The organism is Gordonia aichiensis (assembly GCF_039946255.1).
GTDB lineage: Bacteria > Actinomycetota > Actinomycetes > Mycobacteriales > Mycobacteriaceae > Gordonia > Gordonia aichiensis_A.
In genome coordinates this window covers 41,569-66,085 of record NZ_JBCDWL010000001.1, presented here as the reverse complement: position 1 = coordinate 66,085, position 24,517 = coordinate 41,569, and the positions used below count along the sequence as shown (strand labels likewise).

General features: G+C 70.1%; 22 protein-coding genes and 1 pseudogene. 13 read left to right on the top strand and 10 right to left on the bottom strand.

All coding sequences use genetic code 11. From position 1 onward, the window contains the following. The first annotated feature begins 8 nt into the window (after nt 1-8). From AAFO60_RS00305 to AAFO60_RS00270, 8 genes are all read left to right on the top strand, one after another. The gene (locus AAFO60_RS00305) at nt 9-584 is read left to right on the top strand and encodes a DUF6676 family protein (protein WP_347954164.1); all 576 of its coding nucleotides are present in this window, start codon (nt 9-11) and stop codon (nt 582-584) included. A 306-nt stretch (nt 585-890) separates the two neighbouring features. Continuing rightward, nucleotides 891-2,363: an NlpC/P60 family protein gene (locus tag AAFO60_RS00300; RefSeq protein ID WP_347954163.1), complete on the top strand. Its 1,473-nt coding sequence runs from the start codon at nt 891-893 to the stop codon at nt 2,361-2,363. 66 nt (nt 2,364-2,429) lie between these two features. Beyond that, complete coding sequence (locus AAFO60_RS00295; RefSeq protein ID WP_347954162.1) at nt 2,430-3,596, top strand: AAA family ATPase; 1,167 nt, start codon at nt 2,430-2,432, stop codon at nt 3,594-3,596. Then, a complete protein-coding gene (locus tag AAFO60_RS00290; protein WP_347954161.1) occupies nt 3,583-4,515 on the top strand; it encodes a DUF58 domain-containing protein in 933 nt (310 codons plus the stop codon). The genes AAFO60_RS00295 and AAFO60_RS00290 overlap by 14 nt, the downstream gene beginning before the upstream one ends. Continuing rightward, on the top strand, nt 4,515-5,507 hold the full coding sequence (locus AAFO60_RS00285) for a VWA domain-containing protein (RefSeq protein ID WP_347954160.1): 993 nt from the start codon (nt 4,515-4,517) through the stop codon (nt 5,505-5,507). Before AAFO60_RS00290 ends, AAFO60_RS00285 begins: the two co-directional genes overlap by 1 nt. Nucleotides 5,508-5,523: 16 nt before the next feature. Beyond that, on the top strand, nt 5,524-6,258 hold the full coding sequence (gene fabG1 / locus AAFO60_RS00280; protein WP_347954159.1) for a 3-oxoacyl-ACP reductase FabG1: 735 nt from the start codon (nt 5,524-5,526) through the stop codon (nt 6,256-6,258). Nucleotides 6,259-6,325: 67 nt separating this feature from the next. After that, nucleotides 6,326-7,159, top strand: a complete 834-nt coding sequence (gene inhA, locus AAFO60_RS00275; RefSeq protein WP_347954158.1) for an NADH-dependent enoyl-ACP reductase InhA — start codon at nt 6,326-6,328, stop codon at nt 7,157-7,159. A gap of 2 nt (nt 7,160-7,161) precedes the next feature. After that, nucleotides 7,162-8,238, top strand: a complete 1,077-nt coding sequence (locus AAFO60_RS00270; protein ID WP_347954157.1) for a ferrochelatase — start codon at nt 7,162-7,164, stop codon at nt 8,236-8,238. Nucleotides 8,239-9,132: 894 nt separating this feature from the next. On the opposite strand, the gene AAFO60_RS00265 is transcribed toward AAFO60_RS00270, so the two are convergent. Continuing rightward, nucleotides 9,133-9,957, bottom strand: coding sequence for a DUF3097 domain-containing protein (locus AAFO60_RS00265; RefSeq protein WP_347954156.1), 825 nt, complete (start codon nt 9,955-9,957; stop codon nt 9,133-9,135). An 85-nt stretch (nt 9,958-10,042) separates the two neighbouring features. Between AAFO60_RS00265 and AAFO60_RS00260 the strand changes: the two genes are divergently transcribed. Next, entirely contained in the window at nt 10,043-10,828 is a 786-nt protein-coding gene (locus AAFO60_RS00260) for a serine/threonine protein kinase (protein ID WP_347954155.1), read from the top strand. A gap of 15 nt (nt 10,829-10,843) precedes the next feature. Here the strand turns inward: AAFO60_RS00260 and AAFO60_RS20965 are convergent. Further along, a pseudogene (locus tag AAFO60_RS20965) lies at nt 10,844-10,936 on the bottom strand (type ISP restriction/modification enzyme); the annotation flags it as partial. Nucleotides 10,937-11,122: 186 nt separating this feature from the next. Here AAFO60_RS20965 and AAFO60_RS00255 point away from each other — a divergent pair. Further along, nucleotides 11,123-12,709 carry a DUF222 domain-containing protein gene (locus AAFO60_RS00255; RefSeq protein WP_347954154.1) on the top strand — a complete coding sequence of 529 codons (1,587 nt, stop codon included), beginning with the start codon at nt 11,123-11,125 and terminating at the stop codon, nt 12,707-12,709. Nucleotides 12,710-12,772: 63 nt separating this feature from the next. Here the strand turns inward: AAFO60_RS00255 and AAFO60_RS00250 are convergent, their stop codons facing one another. From AAFO60_RS00250 to AAFO60_RS00235, 4 genes are all read right to left on the bottom strand, one after another. Then, entirely contained in the window at nt 12,773-13,273 is a 501-nt protein-coding gene (locus AAFO60_RS00250; RefSeq protein ID WP_347954153.1) for a hypothetical protein, read from the bottom strand. A 39-nt stretch (nt 13,274-13,312) separates the two neighbouring features. After that, on the bottom strand, nt 13,313-13,867 hold the full coding sequence (locus tag AAFO60_RS00245; RefSeq protein ID WP_347954152.1) for a hypothetical protein: 555 nt from the start codon (nt 13,865-13,867) through the stop codon (nt 13,313-13,315). Beyond that, nucleotides 13,868-14,320 carry a hypothetical protein gene (locus AAFO60_RS00240; protein ID WP_424310448.1) on the bottom strand — a complete coding sequence of 151 codons (453 nt, stop codon included), beginning with the start codon at nt 14,318-14,320 and terminating at the stop codon, nt 13,868-13,870. Nucleotides 14,321-14,518: 198 nt separating this feature from the next. Next, a complete protein-coding gene (locus AAFO60_RS00235) occupies nt 14,519-15,274 on the bottom strand; it encodes a TVP38/TMEM64 family protein (RefSeq protein WP_347954150.1) in 756 nt (251 codons plus the stop codon). Between the two features lie 111 nt (nt 15,275-15,385). Here AAFO60_RS00235 and AAFO60_RS00230 point away from each other — a divergent pair, with 111 nt between their 5' ends. From AAFO60_RS00230 to meaB, 3 genes are read left to right on the top strand one after another with little or no spacing between them, the layout of a single operon-like run. Continuing rightward, on the top strand, nt 15,386-17,299 hold the full coding sequence (locus AAFO60_RS00230) for a methylmalonyl-CoA mutase family protein (RefSeq protein ID WP_347954149.1): 1,914 nt from the start codon (nt 15,386-15,388) through the stop codon (nt 17,297-17,299). Further along, nucleotides 17,296-19,557, top strand: coding sequence for a methylmalonyl-CoA mutase (gene scpA, locus AAFO60_RS00225; RefSeq protein WP_347954148.1), 2,262 nt, complete (start codon nt 17,296-17,298; stop codon nt 19,555-19,557). The genes AAFO60_RS00230 and scpA overlap by 4 nt, the downstream gene beginning before the upstream one ends. A gap of 10 nt (nt 19,558-19,567) precedes the next feature. Next, nucleotides 19,568-20,548 (top strand): methylmalonyl Co-A mutase-associated GTPase MeaB, encoded by a 981-nt coding sequence (gene meaB / locus AAFO60_RS00220; RefSeq protein WP_347954147.1) that lies wholly within the window; start codon nt 19,568-19,570, stop codon nt 20,546-20,548. Nucleotides 20,549-20,644: 96 nt separating this feature from the next. On the opposite strand, the gene AAFO60_RS00215 is transcribed toward meaB, so the two are convergent. From AAFO60_RS00215 to AAFO60_RS00200, 4 genes are read right to left on the bottom strand one after another with little or no spacing between them, the layout of a single operon-like run. Continuing rightward, nucleotides 20,645-21,442, bottom strand: a complete 798-nt coding sequence (locus AAFO60_RS00215; RefSeq protein WP_347954146.1) for an ABC transporter permease — start codon at nt 21,440-21,442, stop codon at nt 20,645-20,647. Nucleotides 21,443-21,445: 3 nt separating this feature from the next. Further along, nucleotides 21,446-22,327 (bottom strand): 2-aminoethylphosphonate ABC transporter permease subunit, encoded by an 882-nt coding sequence (locus AAFO60_RS00210; protein WP_347954145.1) that lies wholly within the window; start codon nt 22,325-22,327, stop codon nt 21,446-21,448. Beyond that, nucleotides 22,324-23,475, bottom strand: a complete 1,152-nt coding sequence (locus tag AAFO60_RS00205) for an ABC transporter ATP-binding protein (protein WP_424310459.1) — start codon at nt 23,473-23,475, stop codon at nt 22,324-22,326. The genes AAFO60_RS00210 and AAFO60_RS00205 overlap by 4 nt, the downstream gene beginning before the upstream one ends. Beyond that, complete coding sequence (locus tag AAFO60_RS00200) at nt 23,472-24,509, bottom strand: 2-aminoethylphosphonate ABC transporter substrate-binding protein (RefSeq protein ID WP_347954144.1); 1,038 nt, start codon at nt 24,507-24,509, stop codon at nt 23,472-23,474. The genes AAFO60_RS00205 and AAFO60_RS00200 overlap by 4 nt, the downstream gene beginning before the upstream one ends. Nucleotides 24,510-24,517 lie beyond the last annotated feature (8 nt).

Below are 24,517 nucleotides of genomic sequence, written 5' to 3'. Positions count from 1 at the left end.
CCCATCCGATGAATCCGGGTCCAGCCGACGTCGTTCTCGCCTCGCCGACCGCGCAGCCGCCGACGGATGTCTGGTCGAATCTGGACATGGCGGCCATCGAGTCCTCGCTGAACCAGACCGGCGTCTGGGCCCCGGCCGATCAGCAGCCGGCCCTCAAGAAGCTGGTGCAGCAGGCGCACGCGGATGGACACGAGCTGCACGTGGTGATCCTCGACCAGGCCTATCCCAAGTTCACCGCCTACCGCGACATCGCGACACAGCTGCAGTCGTCGGTGGGCGGCACCGTCCTGGTCTTCGGCCCCTCGGGCAGCGGCACCGCCTCCAGCGAGTTCAGCCGCGTGCAGCTCGAAGACGCGTCCAGCGATGTGACGAAGGGGTCGACGGCCACGGAGGCCGCGACGCAGATCTACCACCACGCGATCGATCCGAACGTCGACTGGACCGGGGTGACGATCGGCCTCGTCGTGGTGGTCGTCCTCGGGGCCGTGGTCGCCCGCCTCCGGATGAAGCGGCGTGCGGCCGTCACGACACCGGTCGACGCCGCGCCCGCAGTCGCCGACGACGGCCAGACGCCGCTCGGCTGACCGGTGGTCGCCCCGAACGGGGCCGCTCCGAGCGGGATCTCTCCACGGAAGCTCTCCGACCGCAGAACCGGAGATCTTCGACGAAACGTGAATGACGGTGATACCGGTCATGGCGTTACTCAACTGTAACTGGATTCTAAGGTTCGCCCGTTCCCGCGCGTGACCTGCATATCCGCAGGTAATCACCGCTTTGTAATTCGGTCCTTCCGGTTTCAAGAGTTGTTGTTGTGACGTACGGTGCAGAAGACGCTTAATGGTGTCCCGGGGGTTCAGAGTTTCGAGGGAGTACTGGAGTTGAAGCCAGCTATGAACGGTGCACGCCTGGCGCGGCGCGGCACGACTGTGGGTGCGGTGATGATCGTCAGCGTCCTCGGAGCCGGTCCGGCGCTCGGTGAACCGACGCAGGCGAACTCGGTCGCCTCCCTCATCAACCAGATCGCTGACGTCGACCAGAACCTGTCGGACCTCAGCGGCGCGGTCGCCGCCAAGCAGGAGAACGTCAACCGCACGCTCGTCGACTTCCAGAACGCCATGGCGGCGCAGCAGGTCGCCGCCGCCGCCAGTCGCAGCGCCAAGGACTCGCTCACTGCGGTGAGCGGCAAGGTCGACGCGGCGCAGAAGGAGTTCAACGACTTCGTCCGCACGGTGTATCGGCAGGGCGACAACCGCGGCGCGATGACCAAGTACGTCGCCTCCGACGACCCCGACACCGTCCTGAACCAGATGTCGGACATCGATCGCGTGACCCGCCAGCAGCAGACGACGATCCGCAAGCTGCAGGTCGCCCGCAACCAGCAGGCCAACCGCGTGGCGGCGACCGAAGCGACCCGACAGCAGACCGCGATGGCCGCGCAGGACGCGGCCGCGCGCCGCAACGATGCGATCGTCGCCGTCCAGCAGGCTCAGGAAGCAGTCCGCACCCAGCAGGCCAAGCGCACCGCACTCGTCTCCCAACGCAACACGCTCGCCGCCAAGCTCGACGAACTGCGCAAGTCCGCGCCCAAGCGAAACGTCGACGCCCCGGCGACGCCGGCGCCGGGATCCCCGCTCGACCAGGTCGGCAAGGTGCTCGAGGCGATCCCGGCCAAACCCGTCGCCGGCGACGACCTCGTCGCGCAGGCCGCCGAAGCCGCCGCCAAGCTCGCCCTCGACGCGGGCCAGGCGCTCCTGGCGAGCCTCATCGGGCAACAGCAGATCCCGCACTCGCAGCTGTTCGACGAACTGGGCATCGGCGGCTCGAGTCCGTTCGTCGAAGGCCCCGACAACACGTTCACCCGGTTGGGCAACGGCTCCCTGGGCACGCTGTTCTCCGGAACCGGGCAGGGCGGCGGCGGCGTCCAACGCCCCGGTCTGCGCGGACCCGAGGCCATCGAGCTCGTCGTCAACCGGATGAAGTCGCAGTTGGGCATCACCTACGCGTGGGGCGGCGGTGACGCGAACGGTCCGACGCTCGGCATCCGCGACGGCGGCGTCGCCGACAGCTACGGCGACTACCAGAAGGTCGGCTTCGACTGCTCGGGCCTGATGATCTACGGCTTCGCCGGCGTCGGCATCGACCTGCCGCACTACACCGGCTACCAGTACACGTCCGGCCCACAGGTGCCGCTGTCGGAGATGAAGCGCGGCGACATGATCTTCTACGGTCCCAACGCCAGCGCGCACGTGGCGCTCATCCTCGGCGACGGCACCATGATCGAGGCGCCTCAGTCCGGCGACGTCGTCAAGATCTCGCCGGTCCGGACCGCCGGCGCCATGCCGTATGTCGTCCGGCTCCTCTGACGTCTCGCCGATCCCGCTACTGTGGGCTACGGCAGAACGCACGCCTCAATCGGCAGGAGCAACGGCTTGACTTCCACAGGCAGCAGCGGACCGGACCGCAGCGGCACCGACACCCTCACCTTCACACCCGATGACGCCAAACTCATCGAGCGGGCCATGTTCGAGGTCAAGCGGGTCATCGTCGGACAGGACAAGCTCGTCGAACGGATCCTCACCGGACTGCTCGCCCGCGGCCACATCCTCCTGGAAGGCGTTCCCGGCGTCGCCAAGACGCTCGCGGTGGAGACCTTCGCGACGGTGATCGGCGGCAGCTTCTCGCGCGTCCAGTTCACCCCGGACCTGGTCCCGTCCGACCTCATCGGCACGCGCATCTACCGACAGGGCCGCGAAGAGTTCGACACCGAGCTCGGCCCGGTCGAAGCCAACTTCCTCCTCGCCGACGAGATCAACCGCGCCCCGGCCAAGGTCCAGTCGGCGCTGCTGGAGGTGATGGCCGAACGCCACGTGTCGATCGGCGGCACCACCTTCCCGATGCCCGACCCGTTCCTGGTCATGGCCACCCAGAACCCCATCGAGAACGAGGGCGTGTACCCGCTGCCGGAGGCGCAGCGCGACCGCTTCCTGTTCAAGGTGCTCGTCGACTACCCGTCGGTGGAGGAGGAGCGCGAGATCGTCTACCGGATGGGCAACGTCCCGCCGACCGCCTCGCAGATCCTCGACCCCGAAGCCACCCTGCGGCTGCAGAAGCTGGCCGCCAACGTCTTCGTCCACCACGCCCTCGTCGACTACGTGGTGCGGGTCATCAACGCCACTCGGCGCCCGGCCGAGGTCGGACTGACGGAGGTGGGGCAGTGGCTGTCGTACGGTGCGTCGCCGCGCGCCACGCTCGGCATCGTCGCCGCCGCGCGCGCCCTGGCCCTCATCAACGGCCGCGACTACGTGATCCCGCAGGACGTCGTCGAGGTGATCCCCGACGTGCTGCGCCACCGGCTGGTGCTCTCGTACGACGCGCTCGCCGACGAGGTGACGCCCGACACGATCATCACCCGGATCCTGCAGACCGTAGGACTGCCGCAGGTGGCGGCGTCGACGACGCCGGCCCCGGCCGCGCCGCAGGCCGCTGCCCCGCAGGCGGCTGCCCCGCAGGCGGCTGCCCCGCAGGCGGCTGCACCGCAGGCGGCGCCCGTGCCGGCGCAGGCGCCGATCCCGCAGCAGGGCAATGTCGGCCAGTAGCACGCTGCCCTCGTTCGCCGGGGGAGAGCTCGACGAACCCGAACTGACCGCTGCGCTCAAGACACTGGAGCTGACCGTCCGACGCAAGCTCGACGGGGTCCTGCAAGGCGAGCACCTGGGCTTGATCCCAGGCCCGGGCTCCGAACCGGGGGAAGCGCGCGAATACCAGCCGGGCGACGACATCCGCCGCATGGAGTGGTCGGTCACCGCCCGCACCGGCACCCCGCACGTGCGGCAGATGATCGCCGACCGCGAGCTCGAGACGTGGTTCGTCGTCGACGCGTCGGCCAGCCTCGACTTCGGCACGGTCGGGCACAGCAAGCGTGATCTGGCGCTGGCCGCCGTGTCGGCCGTCGTGCATCTGACCGCGGGCGGCGGCAACCGCCACGGCGCGATCATCGTCACCGGCGACGACGTCGTCAGGGTGCCGGCCCGCGCCGGTCGTGCACACGACCAGGCGCTCCTCAAGACCATCGCCACCACCCGGCGCAGTTCGCCGGGGGTGCGCGGCGACCTCGACGCGGGCCTCGAGGCGCTGCGCCGTCCGCAGCGTCGACGCGGCCTGGCCGTCGTGGTCAGCGACTTCCTCGGGGAGATCGACTGGGCGCGCTCCCTGCGAGCGATCGGCGCGCACCACGAGCTGCTGGGCGTGGAGGTGCTCGATCCGCGCGATGTGGAGCTGCCCCCGGTGGGGCCGGTGACCCTGCGCGACGCCGAATCGGGCGACGTCGTCGACATCGATGTGACGCCGCAGGTGCGCGCCGACTACGCGCGCGCGTCGGCCGACCACCGCGCCGAGGTGCTGCGGACCTTCCGCACCGCGGGCGGACCGGTGCTGTCCCTGCGCAGCGACCGCGACTGGCTCGCCGACACCGTCCGGTTCGTCGGCAGGCGACGGCGCATCGCAGGGGCGCGATGATGAGCGATCTGTTCGCCCACCCGTGGTGGTTGCTGTCCACACTTCTGGTCGCCGCGCTGATCGCGACCTACGTCTACGTGATGCGGCGGCGCCGCGCGCGGGCATTGGCCTTCGCCAACCTCGACCTGCTCCGGTCGGTGACCCCGCGCAACCAGGACCGCTTCAAGCACATTCCGGTCGGCATCCTGCTGACCGGGCTTCTGCTGCTGACGATCGCGATGGCCGGACCGATGGCCGAGCGTGACGTCCCGCGCAACCGCGCCACGGTGATGCTGGTGGTCGACGTGTCGAACTCGATGAAGTCGACCGACGTCGCGCCGAGCAGGCTCAAGGCCGCCCAGGCCGCGGGCAAGCGCTTCGCCGACGACCTCACCGACGGCATCAATCTGGGTCTCATCTCGTTCGCCGGGACCGCGTCGACCCTCGTCTCGCCGACGCCCGACCACAATGCGACCAAGAACGCTCTCGACCGGCTCAAACTGGCCGACAAGACGGCCACCGGCGAAGGCATCTTCGCCGCGCTGCAGCAGATCCAGACGCTCAATGCGGTGCTCGGCGGCCCGGAAGGCGCACCGCCGGCCCGCATCGTCCTGCTCTCGGACGGCAAGCAGACGGTCCCGGACAGCCCGGACGATCCGCGGGGCGGATTCACCGCGGCGCGCAAGGCCAAGGAGAAGGGCATCCCGGTTTCGACGATCTCCTTCGGCACGCTCACCGGAACCGTCGACCTGGAGACGCCCAGCGGCGGCGTCGAGCGGGTGAACGTCCCGGTCGACGACGAGTCGCTGCACAAGATCGCCAATCTCTCCGGCGGCGACTTCTTCACCGCCTCGAGTCTGGACGAGTTGAACAAGGTGTATTCGACACTGCAGAAGCAGATCGGCTACGAGCGTCAGCGCGGCGACAATTCGCGGCCGTGGCTGATCGCGGGCACCCTGCTCGCGGTGGCGGGCGCTTTCGCCGCCCTGTTCCTGAACCGGCGACTGCCCTGAGATAGGTTGTATGGCCATGGCAGACTATTCCCCCATCCCCGCACAGACTCCGCGTTCGGTCCTGGTGACCGGCGGCAACCGCGGCATCGGCCTGGCCGTCGCGCAGCGGCTGGCCGCCGACGGTCACAAGGTGGCCGTGACCCATCGCGGGTCCGGTGCTCCCGAGGGCCTGTTCGGTGTGCAGTGCGATGTCACCGACAACGCCTCGGTGGAGCGGGCCTTCGCCGAGGTCGCCGAGCACCAGGGGCCGGTGGAGGTGCTGGTCGCCAATGCGGGCATCACCGACAACATGCTGCTGATGCGGCTCAGTGAGGAGAGCTTCGAGAAGGTCGTCGACGCGAACCTCACCGGTGCCTTCCGCTGCGCGAAGGCCGCGACCAAGGGCATGCAGCGCGCCCGCTTCGGCCGGATGATCTTCCTCGGCTCGGTGGTCGCCACCTCCGGCATCCCCGGACAGGCGAACTACGCGGCGTCGAAGGCCGGCCTGATCGGTCTGGCGCGTTCCATCGCCCGCGAGGTCGGTTCCCGCAACATCACCGCCAACGTCGTCGCACCCGGGTTCATCGAGACCGACATGACCGCGGCGATGGAGGATCGGTACATCGACATGGCCAAGCAGGCCATCCCGCTGGGCCGGACCGGTCAGCCCGAGGACGTCGCGGCCGCCATCAGTTTCCTCGCCTCCGACCAGGGCGGCTACATCACCGGTGCCGTGCTGCCGGTGGACGGCGGCATGGGCATGGGTCACTGAGCCCTCCGCTCCGACCCGCGCTGCGCGCATCAGACGAACCCTCCCTCCGATCCCAGAGGAGAATTCCGTGAGCGGAATCCTTGCAGGCAAGACCATTCTCGTCACCGGCATCATCACCGACGCCTCGATCGCCTTCCACACCGCCAAGGTGGCGCAGGAACAGGGCGCCACGGTGATCATCACCGGCATCCCCGAGCGGCTGCGGCTCATCGACCGCATCGCCAAGCGACTGCCCCAGGAGGTGCCGCCGGCGATCCCCCTCGACGTGACCGACGAGGAGAGCCTCGGCGCCCTGGCCGACCGGGTCCGCGATCTCGCACCGCAGGGCGTCGACGGCCTCGTGCACTCGATCGCCTTCGCCCCCAAGACGCTGATGGGCCCGGACGCGCTGCCCTTCCTGGAGGGGCCCGGTCCGGATGTCGCGCGCTCGTTCGAGATCTCCGCGTGGAGCTACGCTTCGCTGGCCCGCGCCGCGCTGCCGGTCATGAACGAGGGCGGGTCCATCGTCGGCATGGACTTCGATCCGCGCACCGCGCTGCCGGACTACAACTGGATGGGTGTGGCGAAGGCCGCCCTGGAGTCGGTGAACCGCTACGTGGCGCGCGAGGTCGGCGAAGCCAAGCGCATCCGGTCCAACCTCGTTGCCGCAGGCCCGATCAAAACCCTTGCCGCCAAGGCGATCTCGGGTACCGCGACCGACGACGCCCGCAAGCTCAACATGCTCAACGAGTACTGGGACGGCGCCTCGCCCATCGGCTGGAACGTCGACGATCCGGGCGTGGTCGGCACCAGCGTGTGCACGGTCCTCTCGGACTTCCTGCCCGGCACCACCGGTTCGATCATCTACGTCGACGGCGGCGCCAGCCACAACACCTGGTTCCCCGAGAACTTCCTGGGATAGCGGTGAGCGCTGATTCCGTCGGCTCCGGCGGCCCCGTCGACTCGGGCGGGGCCTTCGACGCGCTGCTGTTCCTGTCGTTCGGCGGTCCGGAGAAGCCCGCGGACGTGCGCCCGTTCCTGGAGAATGTGACGCGCGGGCGCGGCGTGCCGCCCGAACGGCTCGACGAGGTCGTCGAGCACTACCTGCATTTCGGGGGAGTCTCGCCGATCAACCAGCTCAACCTGGAGATGATCGACGAGATCCGCGCCGAACTGGCCCGCCGGGGCCGCGATCTGCCGGTGTACTTCGGGAACCGCAACTGGCATCCGTACGTCGGCGAGGTGACCGAGGCGATGCATCGGGACGGGCATCGGCGGATCCTGGTGTTCCCGACGTCGGCGTGGGGCGGATACTCCGGCTGCCGGCAGTACCACGAGGACATCGCGGGGGCGGTCGCCGGTGTCGACGATCCGACCCTGGTGCTGCGGAAGCTGCCGCAGTTCGCGGTCGAGGCGGGGTTCCGGGCGAGCGTCGCCGACGTGCTTCGCGCGGCGATGGACGATCTGGGCTTCATCGACTCCGAGCGGGTCGTGTTCACCGCTCACTCGATTCCGGAGTCCGCCGATCGGGCGGCGGGTCCGGCCGCCGACGGCGGTCACCTGTACTCCCGGCAGGTCAACGAGGCTGCGGCGGAGGTCGCGCGCCTGGCCGACGTCGACGAGTTCGACGTCGTCTGGCAGTCGCGGTCGGGTCCGCCGCAGGTGCCGTGGTTGGAGCCGGACATCTGTGATCATCTGCGCACGCTGGCGGCGCGGGGTGTCTCGCGCGTGGTGGTGTGCCCGATCGGCTTCATCTCCGACCACCTGGAGGTGGTGTGGGATCTGGATTCGGAGGCCGCCGACCTCGCCGCCGAACTCGGGCTGGAGTATGTCCGGGTGCCGACCGTCGGAACCGATCCGCTGTTCATCGACCTGATCGCCGACCTGGTCGAGCGCTACGCCGACGGCGGCGGTGACCTCACGGCGATGGGCTGCGGCGACAACGGAACGGTCTGCCGCCCCGACTGCTGCGTCCCGGTGAGACGCCCCACCCGCGGGTAGTGCGCGACCGGCCTGGGTGTGTGCGTGCCTGTATTCAGGTTGGTCGAGTAGCCCGCGAACGCAGTGAGCGAGCGTATCGAGACCCGGCGCCACGAGGCCTCGATACGCGTCCTGCGCTTCGCTCCGGTCGCTACTCGACCAGCTGGGGGGTGCTGTTCGCAGGCTTGTCGGCTCGTGCGCGTGCCGTTTACAGGCTGGTCGAGTAGCCCGCGAACGCAGTGAGCGAGCGTATCGAGACCCGGCGCCACGGGGCCTCGATACGCGTCCTGCGCTTCGCTCCGGTCGCTACTCGACCAGCTGGGGGGTGCTGTTCGCAGGCTTGTCGGCTCGTGCGCGTGCCGTTTACAGGCTGGCCGAGTAGCCCGCGAACGCAGTGAGCGAGTGTATCGAGACCCGGCGCCACGGGGCCTCGATACGCGTCCTGCGCTTCGCTCCGGTCGCTACTCGACCAGCTGGGGGGTGCTGTTCGCAGGCTTGTCGGCTCGTGCGCGTGCCGTTTACAGGCTGGCCGAGTAGCCCGCGAACGAAGTGAGCGAGCGTATCGAGACCCGGAGCGCCGAGGCCTCGATACGCGTCTTGCGCTTCGCTTCGGTCGCTGCTCGACCACCCTGGGCGTGTGCGTGCCTGCATCTAGGCTGGTCGAGTAGCCCGCGAACGAAGTGAGCGAGCGTATCGAGACCCGGAGCGCCGAGGCCTCGATACGCGTCTTGCGCTTCGCTTCGGTCGCTGCTCGACCACCCTGGGCGTGTGCGTGCCTGCATCTAGGCTGGTCGAGTAGCCCGCGAACGGAGTGAGCGAGTGTATCGAGATCCGGCGTGACGGGGTCTCGATACACTCGACCAGCCTGGGGGTGCGCCGTTCGCAGGGTGGTCGACGAGTGACCCGGGGCCTCGACTACTCCACCCCGACGGTGACGAAGTCGATCAACTCCTCCACGCTGCGCAGCAGGGGGACCTCCAGATCGCGGAAGCTCGACACGCCGGCGAGCACGCGGCGCCAGCCGTCTTGCGGTGTGCCCCAACCGAGTTCGTTGCAGATGCCGGTCTTCCAGTCAATGCCCATCGGGATGGTCGGCCAGGCGTCGATCTTCACCGACGCCGGCTTCACCGCCTGCCACACGTCGACGTAGGGGTGACCGCACACCAGAACGTTCGGTCCGACGCTCGCGGTCAGCTTCTCCTCCTTGGAACCGGACACCAGATGGTCGACCAGCACGCCCGCCTTGCGGTGCGGTGCGGGCTCGAATTCGGCGAGCGCCTCGTCGAGGTTGTCGAGGCCGTCGAGACTGATCACGACGACGCCCTCGGCGCGCAGGTCGTCGCCCCACACCCGTTCCAGGAGAGTCGCGTCGTGCACTCCTTCGACGAAGATCCGGCTGGCCCGAGCCGTGCGGGCCCGCTGCTTGGGCGCCACGCGCGAACCGGACGCGGTGTGAGCGGGGGCGGCCGGACCGCGGCCGCGCGGGCGGACGAGGGTGACGGGTTTGCCGTCGATCAAGAACGCGGCCGGATACATGTGGAAGACGCGCGTCTGGCCGCGCCTGTCCTCGAGCCGAACCATGTCGCCGGCGTAGCTCTTCTCCATCCCGACCACGGCTCCACAGAAGCCGGTGGCGGCGTCTTCGACCACCAGGTCGCGTTCGGCCGCCACCTCGGGGGCCTTGGGCTTGCTCTTGCGGGGCGAGGCCAGCACATCGCGGCCGTAACGGTCATCGAACACGAGTCCCAAGGGTAGGGGAGTGCTGCCGCGGACACGGCGCGACGCACCGGTCGACACCGATTCGACGGGTACCCTGGCGAGGGCGATGACCAGTTCCTCCCTTGCCCTGATGCGGCCCTGGCTGGCGAGCGCGTTCGCCGCCTGGGCCGCCGCTCGCGACGCCGGTGCGTGCAGCGCCGACGACGTGCTGCACACCCTGCACGACTACGCCCAGGCGCACGAGCTCGATCCCGGCGGCGGAGGTCCGCTGGATCTGCTCGCGGCGGTGTCGGGCGCGGCTCACCTGTGCGTGCGACTGCCCGCGCCGGGCGATGCGCAGGGGCTGGGTCCGGGCACGCTCACCGATGCGGCGATGGCCGCGGGCGAGGTGATCCTCGTCGATGATCGCCCCCGGCCCGCCGCCGGACCATCGCGACCGCTGGCACTGGTACCGCTCGGGACCAGCGAGCGCTGCCGCTGGCAGGTGTTTCGGTACCCGTCGGAGATCGCCGTCGACGTGCTCGGCTCAGACGTCTCACTGGGGGAGGTCGAGTACGACCTGAAGTCGGCGGTCACCGGCGCGGCGTCGATCATCGCCGGCCTGAGTGGCGCGCGGCGCGGCTCGCCCGCCGACCTGCGCGATGCTCTCGCCGCCCGCACCGAGGCCGGTCGCATCGACCTGCCGCCGCACGACTATCCGCGCGTGGACCGCGTGCTGGCATCCACCGCGCAGATCGACGCGATCATCTCCCTCGTCGGCAGCGGCACGCTGGGCGACTCGGGTTCGCAGCTCGCCACCGCCGACGACGAGCTCCGCCGACTGTCGGCGCTGTCGCGGCGCGCGCGGGCGGCCGCGATCAACACGCTGATCGGGGAGTACCGGTACCGGTAGAGCGGTGCACTGCCCGAGGGTGTCGACGATCCGTGTCGTCTCGACTGCCACCGTTGTGACGCGTTTGATGAGGTCGACGACGTGGGTCGGCTGGTCTTGCTCGTCGCACCCGGGTCGGCGCCCTTTTCCGCTGTACGTCCAGCTCGTACATCCCTGAATTTCGGGGGGACCTCAACTGTTGAGCGCGATGGGGTCGCGGCGATGGCGCCGACGTGGTCGGCCCTTGTTCCAGTCGATGTCAGACCCCCGATCTAGTATCGAACACAAGTTCGGAATGTCTGGGGAGGGGTGTTCATGATGATGACGGATGGTTCGGCGGTGGCGGTGGGCTCGTCGGTGTCGGTCACGGAGGAGGCGATCGTGATTCGGATCGTACGGCCTGCGGAGGCCGGGAGGGCGCGGTCGGATCGTGCGGCGAGGCTGGCGTTCGCAGCGCGCGGGGACGCGTATGCAGGCCTGATCATGTGGCATCGGTTCGAGGCTGTGTACGCGGTGCTGGCCGACCGGGTCGCGGCGGTCGACCCGGCAGAGCAGGACGTGTACACGCGGGTGTACGACCCGCTGTGCCAGGTGGCCGCCTCCTATGCGGTGGCCGCCGGGGTCCGGCAGCACTCCGCCGAGCTGTTCGTCGAGGACTCGGTGGCCTGCTTCGAACGTATTCCGGCGGTGGGCAGGCTGATGCGCGACGGGGTGATCGCACCGTCGTGGTTTCGCCGCGCGGTCGAGCAGACCTCGTTGGTCGAAGACGCCGATCTGCTGGAGTTCATCGACGACGAGATCGCCCATCGGCTGACGGTGATCGGCGGTCTGACGGCCAAGCGGGTCGAGCATGCGGTGGCCGAGATCGTCGCCGAGCACGACCCTGATGCGGCCGTGCTCACGCGTGAGCAGGTGAAGGCCCACAAGCAGGTCGTGGTCAACCCGCTGACTGACGGGATGTCGGAGCTGATCGTCACCGCGTCGGCGGAGGACGCCGCGGTCTGCAAGGACGCGGTGGATGCGGTGATCGCCGGTGTCTGCCGTCACGACCGCCGAACCAAGGGGCAGTTGCGTTCGGACGCTGCGGTGGCCCGCCTGACCGGGGCCGCGTTCGAGTGTGCGTGCGGGCGGCACGACTGCGACGCCGAACTCTCGGAGGCGGCCGTCGCCGCCCGCTGTGCCCGGATCGTGCTGCACGTGGTGGTCCGCAAGGAGACCCTGGACGGTACGGCACAGACTCCGGCACTGTTGGACGGGTACGGGCCGATCTCGGCGGCGCACGCTCGCGAGCTGGCCAGCCGCGCCGAGTCCGTGCGGCGGGAGTTGAACCTCGACGACCTCGTCGCGCACCCGGCGCAGGAAGGGAACGCCTACCGACCGTCGACGGCGCTCGACACGGCGGTGCGCGGTCTGTTCGGGACGTGCTCGTGGATCGGCTGCGATCGTCCAGCATGGAAGTGCGATCTGGATCATGTGACCGAGTTCAACCATGCCGACCCGGCCGCCGGCGGCCCCACCTGCCATTGCAACCTGAACCCGAAATGCAAGTTCCATCACGGGTTGAAGACCCACGCCGGCGGTTGGCTCGACGATCAGGTCGTGGATGCCAACGGGGTGATCTGGACCGAGGTCACCACACCGGAGGGGCTGACGGTGCGGCGGCAGGCGGCGAACCAGTGGCTGCTGCCCGAGCTCGGATCGATTCCGTGCCGCCACGGCGGGTCGGCACAATCAGGGTCGACACGCCCGGAGAACGGACACGCCGAACTCGACCCGAAACGCGCACGGACCCGGCTGGAGGCCAAGCATGCTTACCGCCGCCGGCAACGTGCGGCGAACCGCCGGGCTCACGAGGCCGCGCGGGCGGAGTTCGAAGCCGCAGACGACCTGCCGCCGTTCTGAACCGGCGGTGCCGCTGTCGGTTCTCGTCCGACCTCGGCGTGTCGGGTTCGTGGGCGCGTCGGGTCACTCCGGATGCGCCCGGTCGCCGACCGCGGCGTCGAGGAAGGCGATGAACGCATCGGCCGCGGGCACCGAGACGAACTCGGCGATGTCGCGGGGTTCGCCGTCGGGGTTCAGCAGCCCGAGGACCTCGCCGTCGGTGCTCGGCAGCGCCCACAGTCGGCGGGTGCCGGCGCCGGTGAGTCGGACAGCGGGGTCGGGATCGTCGACGATCTCGGCGGGCGCGACCCACTCCACTCCGGGGTGATCGGTGTCAGCGCCGGCCAGGATGTGCTTGCCGCCGATCCGCAGGTGCTCGGGCATCCGGACCAGGTGCCCGAGGAGGTCGGCGGTGCGTCGCGCCGCCTCCTCGTCGTAGGCGAAAGCGAGGGCGTCCCACTGCTGATCGTCGTCGGTGTAGATCAGCGCGTACGTGCCGTCCTGGGCGGCGACGGCCAAGTGGGCGGTGACGGCACCGGGCAGGGTCGCGGTCCACCGGCCGAGGATTTCGATCTGGTTGCTCACGTTCGTCGAGGGTACGGGCTCGCCGCGGCGGCTCGCCGATCAGTGGCCGGCCAGATGCCCGACCCCGGCGAACGCCGCCGCCCACAGCACCGACGCGAACGTGCCGAGAATGAACTGTTCACTGGCGCGAGGTGCGCGCAGTTCGGAGAAGCGCGCCAGGCTCTTGACGGCGAGGATCACGCCGATGCCCGCGGGCCAGGCCAGCAGCAGGGACACGGTCACGGCGGTGCGCTCGAGCATGCCGATGACTCGGCCGCCGCGCAGCGGGGTCTCCGGTTCGTCGTCGTGGTTGTCGGCGCGAGTCGGGATGCCGCCCGAGGCGAGGACGATGCGGACCGCGCTCGAGCCGGTCGCGGCGGCTCCGACCACCGCGACCGTCTGGATCGCCACCAGGGCGGCCCCGCTGTACGGCGATGCCACCGCCGCGAGCCAGGCCGCGGCGACGAGGAGAACGGCGATGACCGCCGCAGCGATGAGGTCCGTGCGCAGCACCGCGGCGTCGGCGACCGCCGGATCGTCGACGAGTCGCCGGCGCAGCAGCGACGTCGCGACCGACACGACGACGGCGAGGACAAGGAGAACGGCGATGAACATTCAGACGCTCCGATCGGCGGCGTCGAGAAGTCGGGAGAACAGTGCCCGCGCGCCGGGCTCGACGTCCCAGCGCGCATGTTGCAGGCGCAACGACATCGCCTGCGGGGTGATGCCGACGTGACGGGCCGCCGCGGCTTGGCTCCGGCCGCCGGAGACGAGAGCGACCGCCTCGCGACCGGCGTCGGAGCGGTCCGCGAGGACGTCGACCAGCAGCCGGCCGGCGGACTGGGCGTGCGGACACCACGACGACGGTCCGGCGACGCACAGGTGCCAGCGGTTCCTCTTCGCCGCCTCCACCGCGTCGCGGGCGGCGAGGAAGGCCGGCCCGCGGCCGGCGCGGGTCTGGGTCGGGAGCGGCTGATCGACGGCGCCGACACCGATGCCGACACTCCAGTGACCGGACGCCGCGAGGTCCACGGCCAGCCGGGACAACGTCTCTGGGGAGTCGAACACGGCTTGCACTTCGTCGCCCGCGGTGCGTTCGAACGCTCGAATCATGCCGTTGGGGGCCGGCAAGGCCAGCACTTGCGGTACCCGGTCCGGCCCCGACCGGCTGCCCCGTTGATCAACGGTTAACACGAACATCGTGGCCTCCTCGACCGTTCCCACCTCAGACAAGCGTAAATGCTTGATATGGGTTAGATCAAGCAATTATGCTTGCTGATTGGCGACGGGCAGCCTGGTGTCGACGATCAACCCGACCACTCCGACGGCGAACAGCCCGGCAGACAGCAGCAAGCTCACCGGACTGCCGGAGCCGGCCAGGGCGTCGCCGAGGAAGATCACCGCGGCGTTGCCCGGTGTCATGCCGACGACCGTCGCGAGCAGGTAGGGCGTCGCCCGGATGCTCGACAGTCCCGCGAGGTAGTTCACGAGTGAGAACGGACACACCGCGATCAGCCGCAGCGAGCCGACGGCGAGCCAGCCGCGCTGTTGCAGGCGGTACTCCACCGCGGCGACCGCCGGATGCCGGAGGTAGGGACGCACGCGTTCCCTGCCGAGTCTGCGCGCCAGCCAGAACGCCAGCGCCGCCGCGATCGTGGAGGAGATCGTCGCGCCGACGAAGGCGACCGCGGGCGGAAACAGCACCCCCGCGGCAAGGGTGAAGGCGGTCCGCGGGATCGGTGCCACCGGAATCACGGCGTAGGCCAGGAAGAACAGCACGCCGAACCACGGCCCGAGCGACTCCGACCAGGTCCGGGCGGTCGTCACCGACGGGAGCGGGACCAGGTACGCACCGGCCAGCAGCGCGATCACCACGACCATCACGACGATGCCGCGGATCACCGCGGCGCGCGTCGGGCTGCGGCGCGGACCGACGCCGTCGGGCGGCGGCGCCGTCGGACCGCCGCTGAGATCGACCGACTCCTCGACCGGCTCCGCCGACCTCGGTGAAATGATGCGCACGGGAGGTCATTTTACGGGTCAGATCACATCCCGCAGGACGGGCCGAGCGTTCGATCGGTTATCGTTTCTACGACGACTACAGATGGCCTAGCTATGGAGGTAAGCGAGCCGATGACGGCAAGTGACGACCCCGTGCAGCCGCTCAGTGCCCAGGCTCTGCAGCAGGCGTACGACGATTGGTCCGACGCGGCCGCCGGTGTCCTGGCGAAATCGCGCAAGGTGACCGTCGACGAACTGCCCGGCACCGCCGAAGCACTCCTGTCGACCCGCACCGGCGACGGAACCGTGGTGCGCCCGCTGTACACCCGCAAGGACGAGACCGCCGAGCAGGGCGTGCCCGGGCAGTTCCCGTTCGTGCGCGGCGCCGATCCGGTGCGCGACGTCAACGTCGGCTGGCGGGTCACCGAACGCTTCGGCGACGAACCCGTCGCCGACGCTGCGGCCCTCAACGAGCAGATCCTCGACGCGGCCGGCAACGGCACCAGCGGCCTGTGGCTCAAGCTTGGCGGCGCCGTCGGCGTGGCCGACCTCGCCTCGGTGCTGGCCGGGGTCTACCTCGATCTGATGCCGGTCACCCTCGACGCGGGCGCCGACGGCATCGCCGCCGCCCGCGCCTATCTGGCCTTGCGTGCAGCCGCCCCCGCGGCGCCGCAGGCCGCACCGCCGAGTGCGGCTACGGTGCAGAGCCTCGGCCTGTCGCCGTACACCGCCGCGTTCTCCGGTCGCGCCACCGTTCCGGCGGCCGAGGCCACCGCGGTGGCCGCCGACGTCCCCGCAGGCGTGCGCACCTTCCGCGTCGACGGCACGGACTTCAGCCAGGCCGGGGCCAACAACCCGCAGGAACTCGGCTTCGCCGTCGCCGCGGCGGTCGCGCACGTGCGCGACCTGGTCGGTGCGGGCATGAGCCGCGCCGACGCCCTGCGCCAGCTCACCTTCGCCGTCTCGGTCGACGACGATCAGTTCGCGGGCATCGCGAAGCTGCGCGCGCTGCGCTCGGTGTGGGCGCGGGTGGCCGACGTCCTCGGCGAGCCCGATGCCGGTGCCGCGATCACGCACGCGGTCACCGACCTGGCGATGCTCACCCAGCGCGATCCGTGGGTCAACATGCTCCGCTCGACCGTCGCCGCGTTCGGCGCGGGTGTCGGCGGCGCCGATCAGGTCACCGTGCTCGGCTACGACGCCGCACTGCCCGCCGAGCAGCGCTCGTCGAGCGTGTCGTTCTCGCACCGCATGGCCCGCAACACCCAGCTGATCCTGCTCGAGGAATCGAATCTCGGCCGCGTGCTCGACCCCGCGGGCGGCTCCTGGTTCGTCGAATCGCTGACCGCGGATCTGGCCGCCGCCGCATGGGAGGTCTTCACCGAGGTCGAGCGTCGCGGCGGATTCCACGCGGCACTCGAGGCGGGGTGGATCGGCGAGCAGGTGGCCGAGTCGCTCGCCGCGCGCGACGCCGCCGTCGCCCACCGCAAGGCCCCGCTCACCGGCGTCAGCGAGTTCCCGAACATCGACGAGGCCGCGCGCCCGGCGGGCACCGCGCAGACCGTCGACGTCGCGACCGCGACGCCGAAGCTGGCCCGCGTCGCCAGGCAGTTCGAGTCGCTGCGCGACCGCGCCGACGCGGCCGCCGAGTCGGGCTCCCGCCCGACCGTGCTGCTGCTGCCGCTGGGCAGCGTCGCCGAGCACAACGGCCGCACGACCTTCGTCGCCAACCTGCTGGCTGCGGGTGGTATCGCCGTGATCAACCCGGGCCCGGTGGAGCCCGAGCAGATCGCCTCGCTGGTGGCCGACAACGGTGCCACGATCGCCGTCGTGTGCGGCACCGCCAAGCGGTACGCCTCGGACGGTCCGGCGGCCCTGGCCGCCGCCCGCGCCGCGGGCCTGGACCGCGTGCTGCTCGCCGGTCCCGACCGCGAATGGCCGCAGGACGCGGCCCCCGTCGACGGTTCGCTGCGGGTCGGCATCGATGCCGTCGCGACCCTGACCGACCTTCTCGACAACCTGACCGCCGGGAGTGCATCCGCATGAGTGACACCGTTTCCCAGAACGTCGTTCCCAGCTTCGCCGACGTCCCGCTGAGCGGCGAGCGTTCGGCGCCGTCGGCCGGTGCGGGCGCCGAGCAGACCGCGTCGCTGGCGCAGGCGCACGGCTACACCGCCGAGCAGGTCACCTGGAACACCCCCGAACAGATCGCCGTGCAGCCGGTGTTCACCCGCACCGACCGTGACGAGGCCGCGGCCGACGGCGGCTATCCGCTCGACTCGATCCCGGGCACCGCACCGTTCATCCGCGGTCCGTACCCGACGATGTACGTCAACCAGCCGTGGACCATCCGCCAGTACGCGGGCTTCTCCACCGCCGCCGAGTCGAACGCCTTCTACCGCCGCAACCTCGCGTCGGGCCAGAAGGGCCTGTCGGTGGCCTTCGACCTCGCCACCCACCGCGGCTACGACTCCGACCATCCGCGCGTGGCCGGCGACGTCGGCATGGCCGGGGTGGCGATCGACTCGATCCTGGACATGCGCCAGCTGTTCGACGGCATCGACCTGGGCAGCGTCTCGGTGTCGATGACCATGAACGGCGCCGTGCTGCCGATCCTCGCGCTCTACGTGGTGGCCGCCGAAGAGCAGGGCGTGCCGCCGGAGAAGCTGGCCGGAACCATTCAGAACGACATTCTGAAGGAGTTCATGGTCCGCAACACATACATCTATCCGCCGACCCCGTCGATGCGGATCATCTCCGACATCTTCGCGTACACCTCGCAGAAGATGCCGAAGTTCAACTCCATCTCGATCTCCGGCTACCACATCCAGGAAGCCGGCGCGACCGCCGACCTGGAGCTGGCCTACACCCTGGCCGACGGCGTCGAGTACATCCGCGCCGGCCTCGAAGCCGGGCTGGACATCGACAAGTTCGCCCCGCGCCTGTCGTTCTTCTGGGGCATCGGGATGAACTTCTTCATGGAGGTCGCCAAGCTCCGTGCCGCACGCCTCATCTGGAGCGAACTGGTCGCGAAGTTCGAGCCGCGCAATCCCAAGAGCCTGTCGCTGCGGACGCACTCGCAGACCTCGGGCTGGTCGCTGACCGCGCAGGACGTGTTCAACAATGTCGCGCGCACCTGCGTGGAGGCGATGGCCGCCACCCAGGGGCACACCCAGTCGCTGCACACCAACGCGCTCGACGAGGCGATCGCCCTGCCGACGGACTTCTCGGCGCGCATCGCACGAAACACCCAGCTGCTGCTGCAGCAGGAGTCCGGCACCACGCGCCCGATCGATCCGTGGGCGGGGTCCAACTACGTCGAGTGGCTCACCCACGAGCTCGCCGAGAAGGCCCGCGCGCACATCGCCGAGGTCGAGGAGGCCGGCGGCATGACGCAGGCCATCAACGAGGGCCTGCCGAAGCTGCGCATCGAGGAGGCCGCCGCCCGCACGCAGGCCCGCATCGACTCCGGCCAGCAGCCGCTGATCGGTGTCAACAAGTACCGGGTCGACGAGGACGAGGAGATCGAGGTCCTCAAGGTCGACAACTCGAAGGTGCGCGCCGAGCAGCTGGCGAAGCTGGAGAAGCTGCGTGCCGAGCGCGACTCGGCCGCCGTCGAGGCCGCCCTGGCGAACCTGACGCGCGCCGCGGCCGAGCCGGGCGGTTCGAATCTGGACAACAACTTGATGGCCCTGGCCATCGAAGCCGCCCGCCACGGCGCGACCGGCGGCGAGATCTCGGACGCGATGGAGAAGGTCTACGGCCGTCACCAGGCCGAGATCCGCACCATCAGCGGCGTCTACCGCAACGAGGCAGGTGAATCCGTGAGCAACATCGACGACGCCATGGCGGTGGTCGACGCCTTCGCCGACGCGGAGGGACGTCGTCCGCGCGTCCTGGTCGCCAAGATGGGACAGGACGGCCACGACCGAGGCCAGAAGGTGATCGCCACGGCGTTCGCCGACCTCGGCTTCGACGTCGACGTGGGCCCCCTGTTCGCCACCCCCGAGGAGGTGGCCGCCCAGGCCGCGGACAACGACGTGCACGTCGTCGGTGTCTCGTCGCTGGCGGCCGGTCATCTCACGCTGGTGCCCGCGCTCAAGCAGGCACTGGCCGACGTCGGCCGCGAGGACATCATGATCGTGGTCGGCGGCGTCATCCCGCCGGGCGACTTCGACGAACTGTATGAGGCCGGCGCCGCGGCGATCTTCCCCCCGGGAACGGTCATCGCCGACAGCGCCGTCGACCTGATCACCAAGCTCGCCGACCAGCTCGGGCTGGAACTGGCCGTCGGGCAGGAGTGAGGTCGCACCGATGAGAACGGTCGACGTCGACGCGCTGACCGAAGGGGTGCTGTCGGGGAACCGGTCCCAACTCGCGCGGGCGATCACGCTCGTCGAGTCGGTCCGCCCCGACCACCGCGCCGCCGCCCAGCAGCTGCTGCTGAACCTGACCCCGCACGCGGGACGGTCGTTCCGCGTCGGGATCACCGGCGTCCCCGGGGTCGGCAAGTCGACGACCATCGAGACGCTCGGCATGCACCTGATCGATCTCGGTCACCGGGTGGCGGTGCTGGCCGTGGACCCGTCGTCGACGCGCACCAAGGGCTCGATCCTCGGCGACAAGACGCGGATGGGCCGACTGTCGGCGGCGCCGCAGGCCTATGTGCGGCCCTCGCCGAGCTCGGGCACGCTGGGCGGGGTCACCAAGGCGACCCGCGAGACGATCGTGCTGGTGGAGGCCGCGGGCTACGACGTCGTGCTCGTCGAGACGGTCGGCGTCGGGCAGTCGGAGGTGAGCGTCGCGAACATGGTCGACGTCTTCACCTTCCTCACCCTGGCCCGCACCGGCGACTCGCTGCAGGGCATCAAGAAGGGAGTCCTGGAACTCGCCGAGATCGTCGTGGTGAACAAGGCCGACGGCAAGCACGTCAACGAGGCCAGGGGAGCGGCGCGCGAGTTGCGCAATGCGCTGAACCTGATCTACCCGCACGATGCGCCGTGGCATCCGCCGGTGCTCACCATGAGCGCGATCGAGAACACCGGCGTCGACGAGTACTGGCGGGCGATTCTCAAACACCGCGAGACCTTCGCCGCCGCAGGGCAGTTCGAGAAGCGCCGGGCGCAGCAGCAGGTGGACTGGATGTGGAGCATGGTCCGCGAGGCGATGCTCAACCGCCTGGAAGAGGATCCGGAGGTGCGTCGCGTCCGGCGCGCCGCCGAGGCCGGCGTCATGGCGGGCACCCTGACGCCGGCGCTGGGCGCCGAGCAGATCGCCGACGCCGCCGGCTTCTGACGCACCACTTCACGCGCTATCGCACCGCTTTCGTTCTACGCCCCCAGTCGCGACCGGGTGCGCAGAACGAAAGCGGTGCGATAGCCGTCTTCGGGGTCAGCGCACCTGCGCTCGCGACCGGATCCGGCTGAGCAGACCCAGGATCGCGACGCTCACCAGCACCAGCAGCAGGGTGTTGGCGGCGGCGGAGAACAGGTCGCCGCGGTCGGACTGGGTGAAGATCGTCACCGGCAGCGTCCGCCACGAGGCCGGATACACCATGATCGTCGCCCCCAGCTCACCCATGCACAGCGCCACCGACAGGCCGGCCGCGGCGGCGATCGACGGGGCCAGCAGCGGAAGCGTCACCGTGAACAGGGTGCGCGAGGGCCGTGCGCCGAGCGAGTCGGCGACCTGATCCAGGGCCGGGTCCAGGGACTTCGCGGCCGCCGAGACCATCGAGAAGGCGAACGACAGGACCAGCAGGGACTGCACCAGGATGACGATGGTCGGGGTGCCGTTGAGCACCAGCGGCGGCTTGGAGAAGGCGATGAGCACCGCCAGGCCGACGACGACCGACGGGACGGCCACCGGGATGTGGTAGGCGGCGTCGATCAGACCGCGCAGACGCGGCGGCGCCTTCCGCGCGGCGAGTGCGGCCCACGTGCCGATCGCCACCGCGACCGCCGAGGCCATCAGTGCGGTCTGCACCGACACGATGACGCTCTGCAGGTTCTCGGCGGAGAGGGCGTCGCCCATGTGCGCAGTCGTCAGGTCCGACGGGAGCACCGAGTTCCACGACGAGGCGAAGGCCGTCAGCGCGGTCACCGCGATCGGCGTGATGATCAGGACCGTCACGATCACCGCGCACACCAGCCACACGCCCCATCGGGCGCTGCGATTGCGAATCAACATCTCTCAGGCTCCGGTCTGCGAGTCGAACCGCGCGACGATGGCGCGGTATCCGAGGTAGACGGCCACCGACAGCACCAGCTGCATGGTCGCCAGGACGGCGGCGGTCGCGAAGTCCGACGACACCATCGAACGCGTGTAGATCATCATCGGCAGGGTCATCACGTCCTTGGCGCCGGTGAACAGCACGATCCCGAACTCGTTGAGGGTCAGCAGGAAGGTGAGGGCCGCGGCGGCGGCCAGGGCCGGCCACACCCGCGGCAGGATCACCCGGCCGGCGATGCGCAGCGGACCGGCTCCCAGCGAGGAGGCGACGTCGATGTGCGCGGTGGGGAACTGGGTGAAGGCGGCCAGCAGCGGCCGGACCACGAACGGGGTGTAGAAGGCGATCTCGGCCAGGACCACTCCGGTCACCGAGCTCATGAAGGTGAACTGGTGGCCGGTCGACGCCGACACCACCCCGACCGGACCGAACAGGACGCCCAGTGCCAGCGGGATCAGGAAGGACGGCAACGAGACGACGGCCTCGATGATCCGGGCCACGCCGCCGGCTCCGGGGAAGGGCACGAAGGCCAGGACGAAGGCCAGGAAGGTGCCGACCGCCACGCAGCCGAGGGTCGAGTACGCGGCGATCTCGAGGGTCCGCCACACCGCCTTGTGCACGGCGGGGTCGGAGAGGGTGGCCGACCAGGTGGCTCCGCCGACGAAGACGTCGTCGCGGTCGGTCATCGAGCGGGACACGACCCACGCGAGCGGATAGCCGAGTCCGACGGCCAGCACGACCAGCGGACCGACGATCAGCGCGATCCGCGGGGCCTGCGACCAGCGGCTGCTCGTCGGCGTCGGCGGAGCGACCGCCGGCGGGGCGGTCGGCGTGGCGATGCTCATGCGCTCTTCTCCGCCGGGACCACGTGCACGTCGTCGGGGTCGACGCCGACCCACAGGCGATCGCCGGGGGCGGGAGCGGCGTGCAGCACCGGGACGTCGACGCCGATCGGCTGATCGGTCTGCACCACACGTGCCCGCACGTGCCGGGTCGCGCCCCGCCACTGGAGGTCGACGACGTCGACCTCGAAACCGTTGCGCGGCACCGTGTCGCTGAACTGCCACGCCCACGGCCGGACGGCGAGCGCCACGTGCTTGCCCGACATCACGGCCTGCGCCGAGCGGGCCTGCAGCGGGACCCCGCCGTGATCGACGACGCCGACCGCGCCGGCGCCGATCGTCTCGAGCGCCTGCACCGGCAGGATGTCGGCGCCGCCGAGGAAGGTGGCGGCGAATTCGCTCGGGGGCGCGTGGAACAGGCGCTCGGCGGTGTCGATGGCCTCGAGGCGGGCGTTGCGCATCAGTCCGATCCGGTCGGCCAGGGCCAGGGCCTCGGCCTGGTCGTGGGTGACGTGGACGATGGCGATGTCGGGCAGGTCGGTGCGCAGCTGCTGCAGTTCGACGATCATGTCCTGCCGCAGGCGGGTGTCGAGGGCGGAGAGGGGCTCGTCGAGCAGGAGCAGGTCGGGCCGACCGGCCAGGGCGCGGGCGATCGCCACGCGCTGCTGCTGGCCGCCCGACAGTTCGCGGGGCAGCCGGTCGGCGTACGCCAGCATCCCGACCATCCGCAGCACCTCGTTGACGCGGGGCGCGATCTCGGCCCGCGCGACCCGATGCGCCTTGAGACCGAAGGCCACGTTGGCCCGGACGGTCAGGTGGGGGAACAGTGCGTACTGCTGGACGACGAAGCCGACGCCGCGCCGCCGAGGCGCGAGTTCGGTCACGTCGCGACCGTCGATCTCGACACGTCCGGCGACCACGTTCTCGAATCCGGCGATGGCCTTGAGGGCGGTCGACTTCCCGGACCCGGACGGCCCGAGCAGGGCGACGGTCTCGCCGCGGGCGACGTCGAAGGAGCAGTCGGCCAGCGCGACGGTCTGCCCGTAGGCGACCGTCACCTCGCGGAGACTGACGGCGTGCTGCTCGCCCGTCGGAGCGGCCGCGGCCAGCGATCGCTGCCGGGACGAGGTCTTGCGGGTGCGAAGGTTCACTGGCCGGTCGCCTTGTTGTAGGCGTCGATGAGCGCCTGGAAGTTGGCGTTGACGTCGGTCCAGTCCGGCTGCCACACCTCGGCGCCGGCGATGGCCTTGGTGATCGCGTCGTAGTTGGGGCCGCTGGCCTGCACGTCGGCGCGCGCCGACATGCCGAAGGCCTTGTCGGCGAGGGTCTTCTGGACGTCGGCCGACATCAGGAAGTCGATCAGCTTCTGGGCGTTCTCCGCGTGCGGCGCGTCGGCGGCCTTCCCCATGAAGTAGGGAAGCGCCAGCGTGGCGCGCTTGCCGTCGGCGGCGGCGGGCAGGAAGGTCTCGAACGCCGCCTTGTCGCTCGAGATCGAGGCGAGCGCCATCTGCACATCGCTGTTGGCGACGGCCAGTTCGCCCTTGGAGACCTTGGGGCCGAGCTTGCCGGTGGACGCCGACGGTCCGACGTTGTTGGCCTGCAGCTTGCCGAGGTAGTCCAGGGCCTGCTGGTCGCCCATCACATGGCGCAGCAGCAGGAGCAGTGCGGTGCCGTCGCCGGCCTGTCCGGGCGTGGAGTACTGCACCTTGTGCTTGAAGCGGGGGTCGAGCAGGTCGGCCCAGGTGTCGGCCTTCGGGGTCACCGAGGTGCCGCGGATCATCGTGAAGTAGTTGTTGGCGAGGGCCACGTAGTGTCCGTTGGGGGCCTTGGCGCTCGCCGGGAGGGCGGCGTCGTCGGCGATCTTCGTCTCCCCGAGCGTGCCCTGCTTGTCGGCCTGCTGGATGAACGGCGGGAGCGTGACGATGACGTCGACCTGCGGGTTCGACTTCTCCTTCTCGGCGCGGGAGACCACCTCGCCGGACCCGCCCTCGACGTATTCGACCTTGATGCCGGTCTTCTCCTGGAACGCCTTGAACTGCACGTTGTACCAGTCGGCGAGACCATCGGCGCTGTACAGGGTCACCGTGGCGGAGTCGGTCGAGCCGCCGGTGCCGCCGCAGGCGGCCACACCGGTCAGGGACACTGCGGCCACCGCGACGGCGGCCATGCGGAAGTACTTCTTCATCAGATTCT

Excerpts from the sequence above, each read along its gene's own strand:
- meaB (WP_347954147.1), top strand. The coding sequence starts at position 19,568 with ATGAGAACGGTCGACGTCGACGCGCTGACCGAAGGGGTGCTGTCGGGG.
- AAFO60_RS00215 (WP_347954146.1), bottom strand. The coding sequence starts at position 21,442 with ATGTTGATTCGCAATCGCAGCGCCCGATGGGGCGTGTGGCTGGTGTGC.
- AAFO60_RS00210 (WP_347954145.1), bottom strand. The coding sequence starts at position 22,327 with ATGAGCATCGCCACGCCGACCGCCCCGCCGGCGGTCGCTCCGCCGACG.
- AAFO60_RS00245 (WP_347954152.1), bottom strand. The coding sequence starts at position 13,867 with ATGTTCATCGCCGTTCTCCTTGTCCTCGCCGTCGTCGTGTCGGTCGCG.
- AAFO60_RS00300 (WP_347954163.1), top strand. The coding sequence starts at position 891 with ATGAACGGTGCACGCCTGGCGCGGCGCGGCACGACTGTGGGTGCGGTG.
- scpA (WP_347954148.1), top strand. The coding sequence starts at position 17,296 with ATGAGTGACACCGTTTCCCAGAACGTCGTTCCCAGCTTCGCCGACGTC.
- AAFO60_RS00255 (WP_347954154.1), top strand. The coding sequence starts at position 11,123 with ATGATGATGACGGATGGTTCGGCGGTGGCGGTGGGCTCGTCGGTGTCG.
- AAFO60_RS00285 (WP_347954160.1), top strand. The coding sequence starts at position 4,515 with ATGAGCGATCTGTTCGCCCACCCGTGGTGGTTGCTGTCCACACTTCTG.
- AAFO60_RS00290 (WP_347954161.1), top strand. The coding sequence starts at position 3,583 with ATGTCGGCCAGTAGCACGCTGCCCTCGTTCGCCGGGGGAGAGCTCGAC.
- AAFO60_RS00230 (WP_347954149.1), top strand. The coding sequence starts at position 15,386 with ATGACGGCAAGTGACGACCCCGTGCAGCCGCTCAGTGCCCAGGCTCTG.
- AAFO60_RS00200 (WP_347954144.1), bottom strand. The coding sequence starts at position 24,509 with ATGAAGAAGTACTTCCGCATGGCCGCCGTCGCGGTGGCCGCAGTGTCC.
- AAFO60_RS00305 (WP_347954164.1), top strand. The coding sequence starts at position 9 with ATGAATCCGGGTCCAGCCGACGTCGTTCTCGCCTCGCCGACCGCGCAG.
- fabG1 (WP_347954159.1), top strand. The coding sequence starts at position 5,524 with ATGGCAGACTATTCCCCCATCCCCGCACAGACTCCGCGTTCGGTCCTG.
- AAFO60_RS00260 (WP_347954155.1), top strand. The coding sequence starts at position 10,043 with ATGACCAGTTCCTCCCTTGCCCTGATGCGGCCCTGGCTGGCGAGCGCG.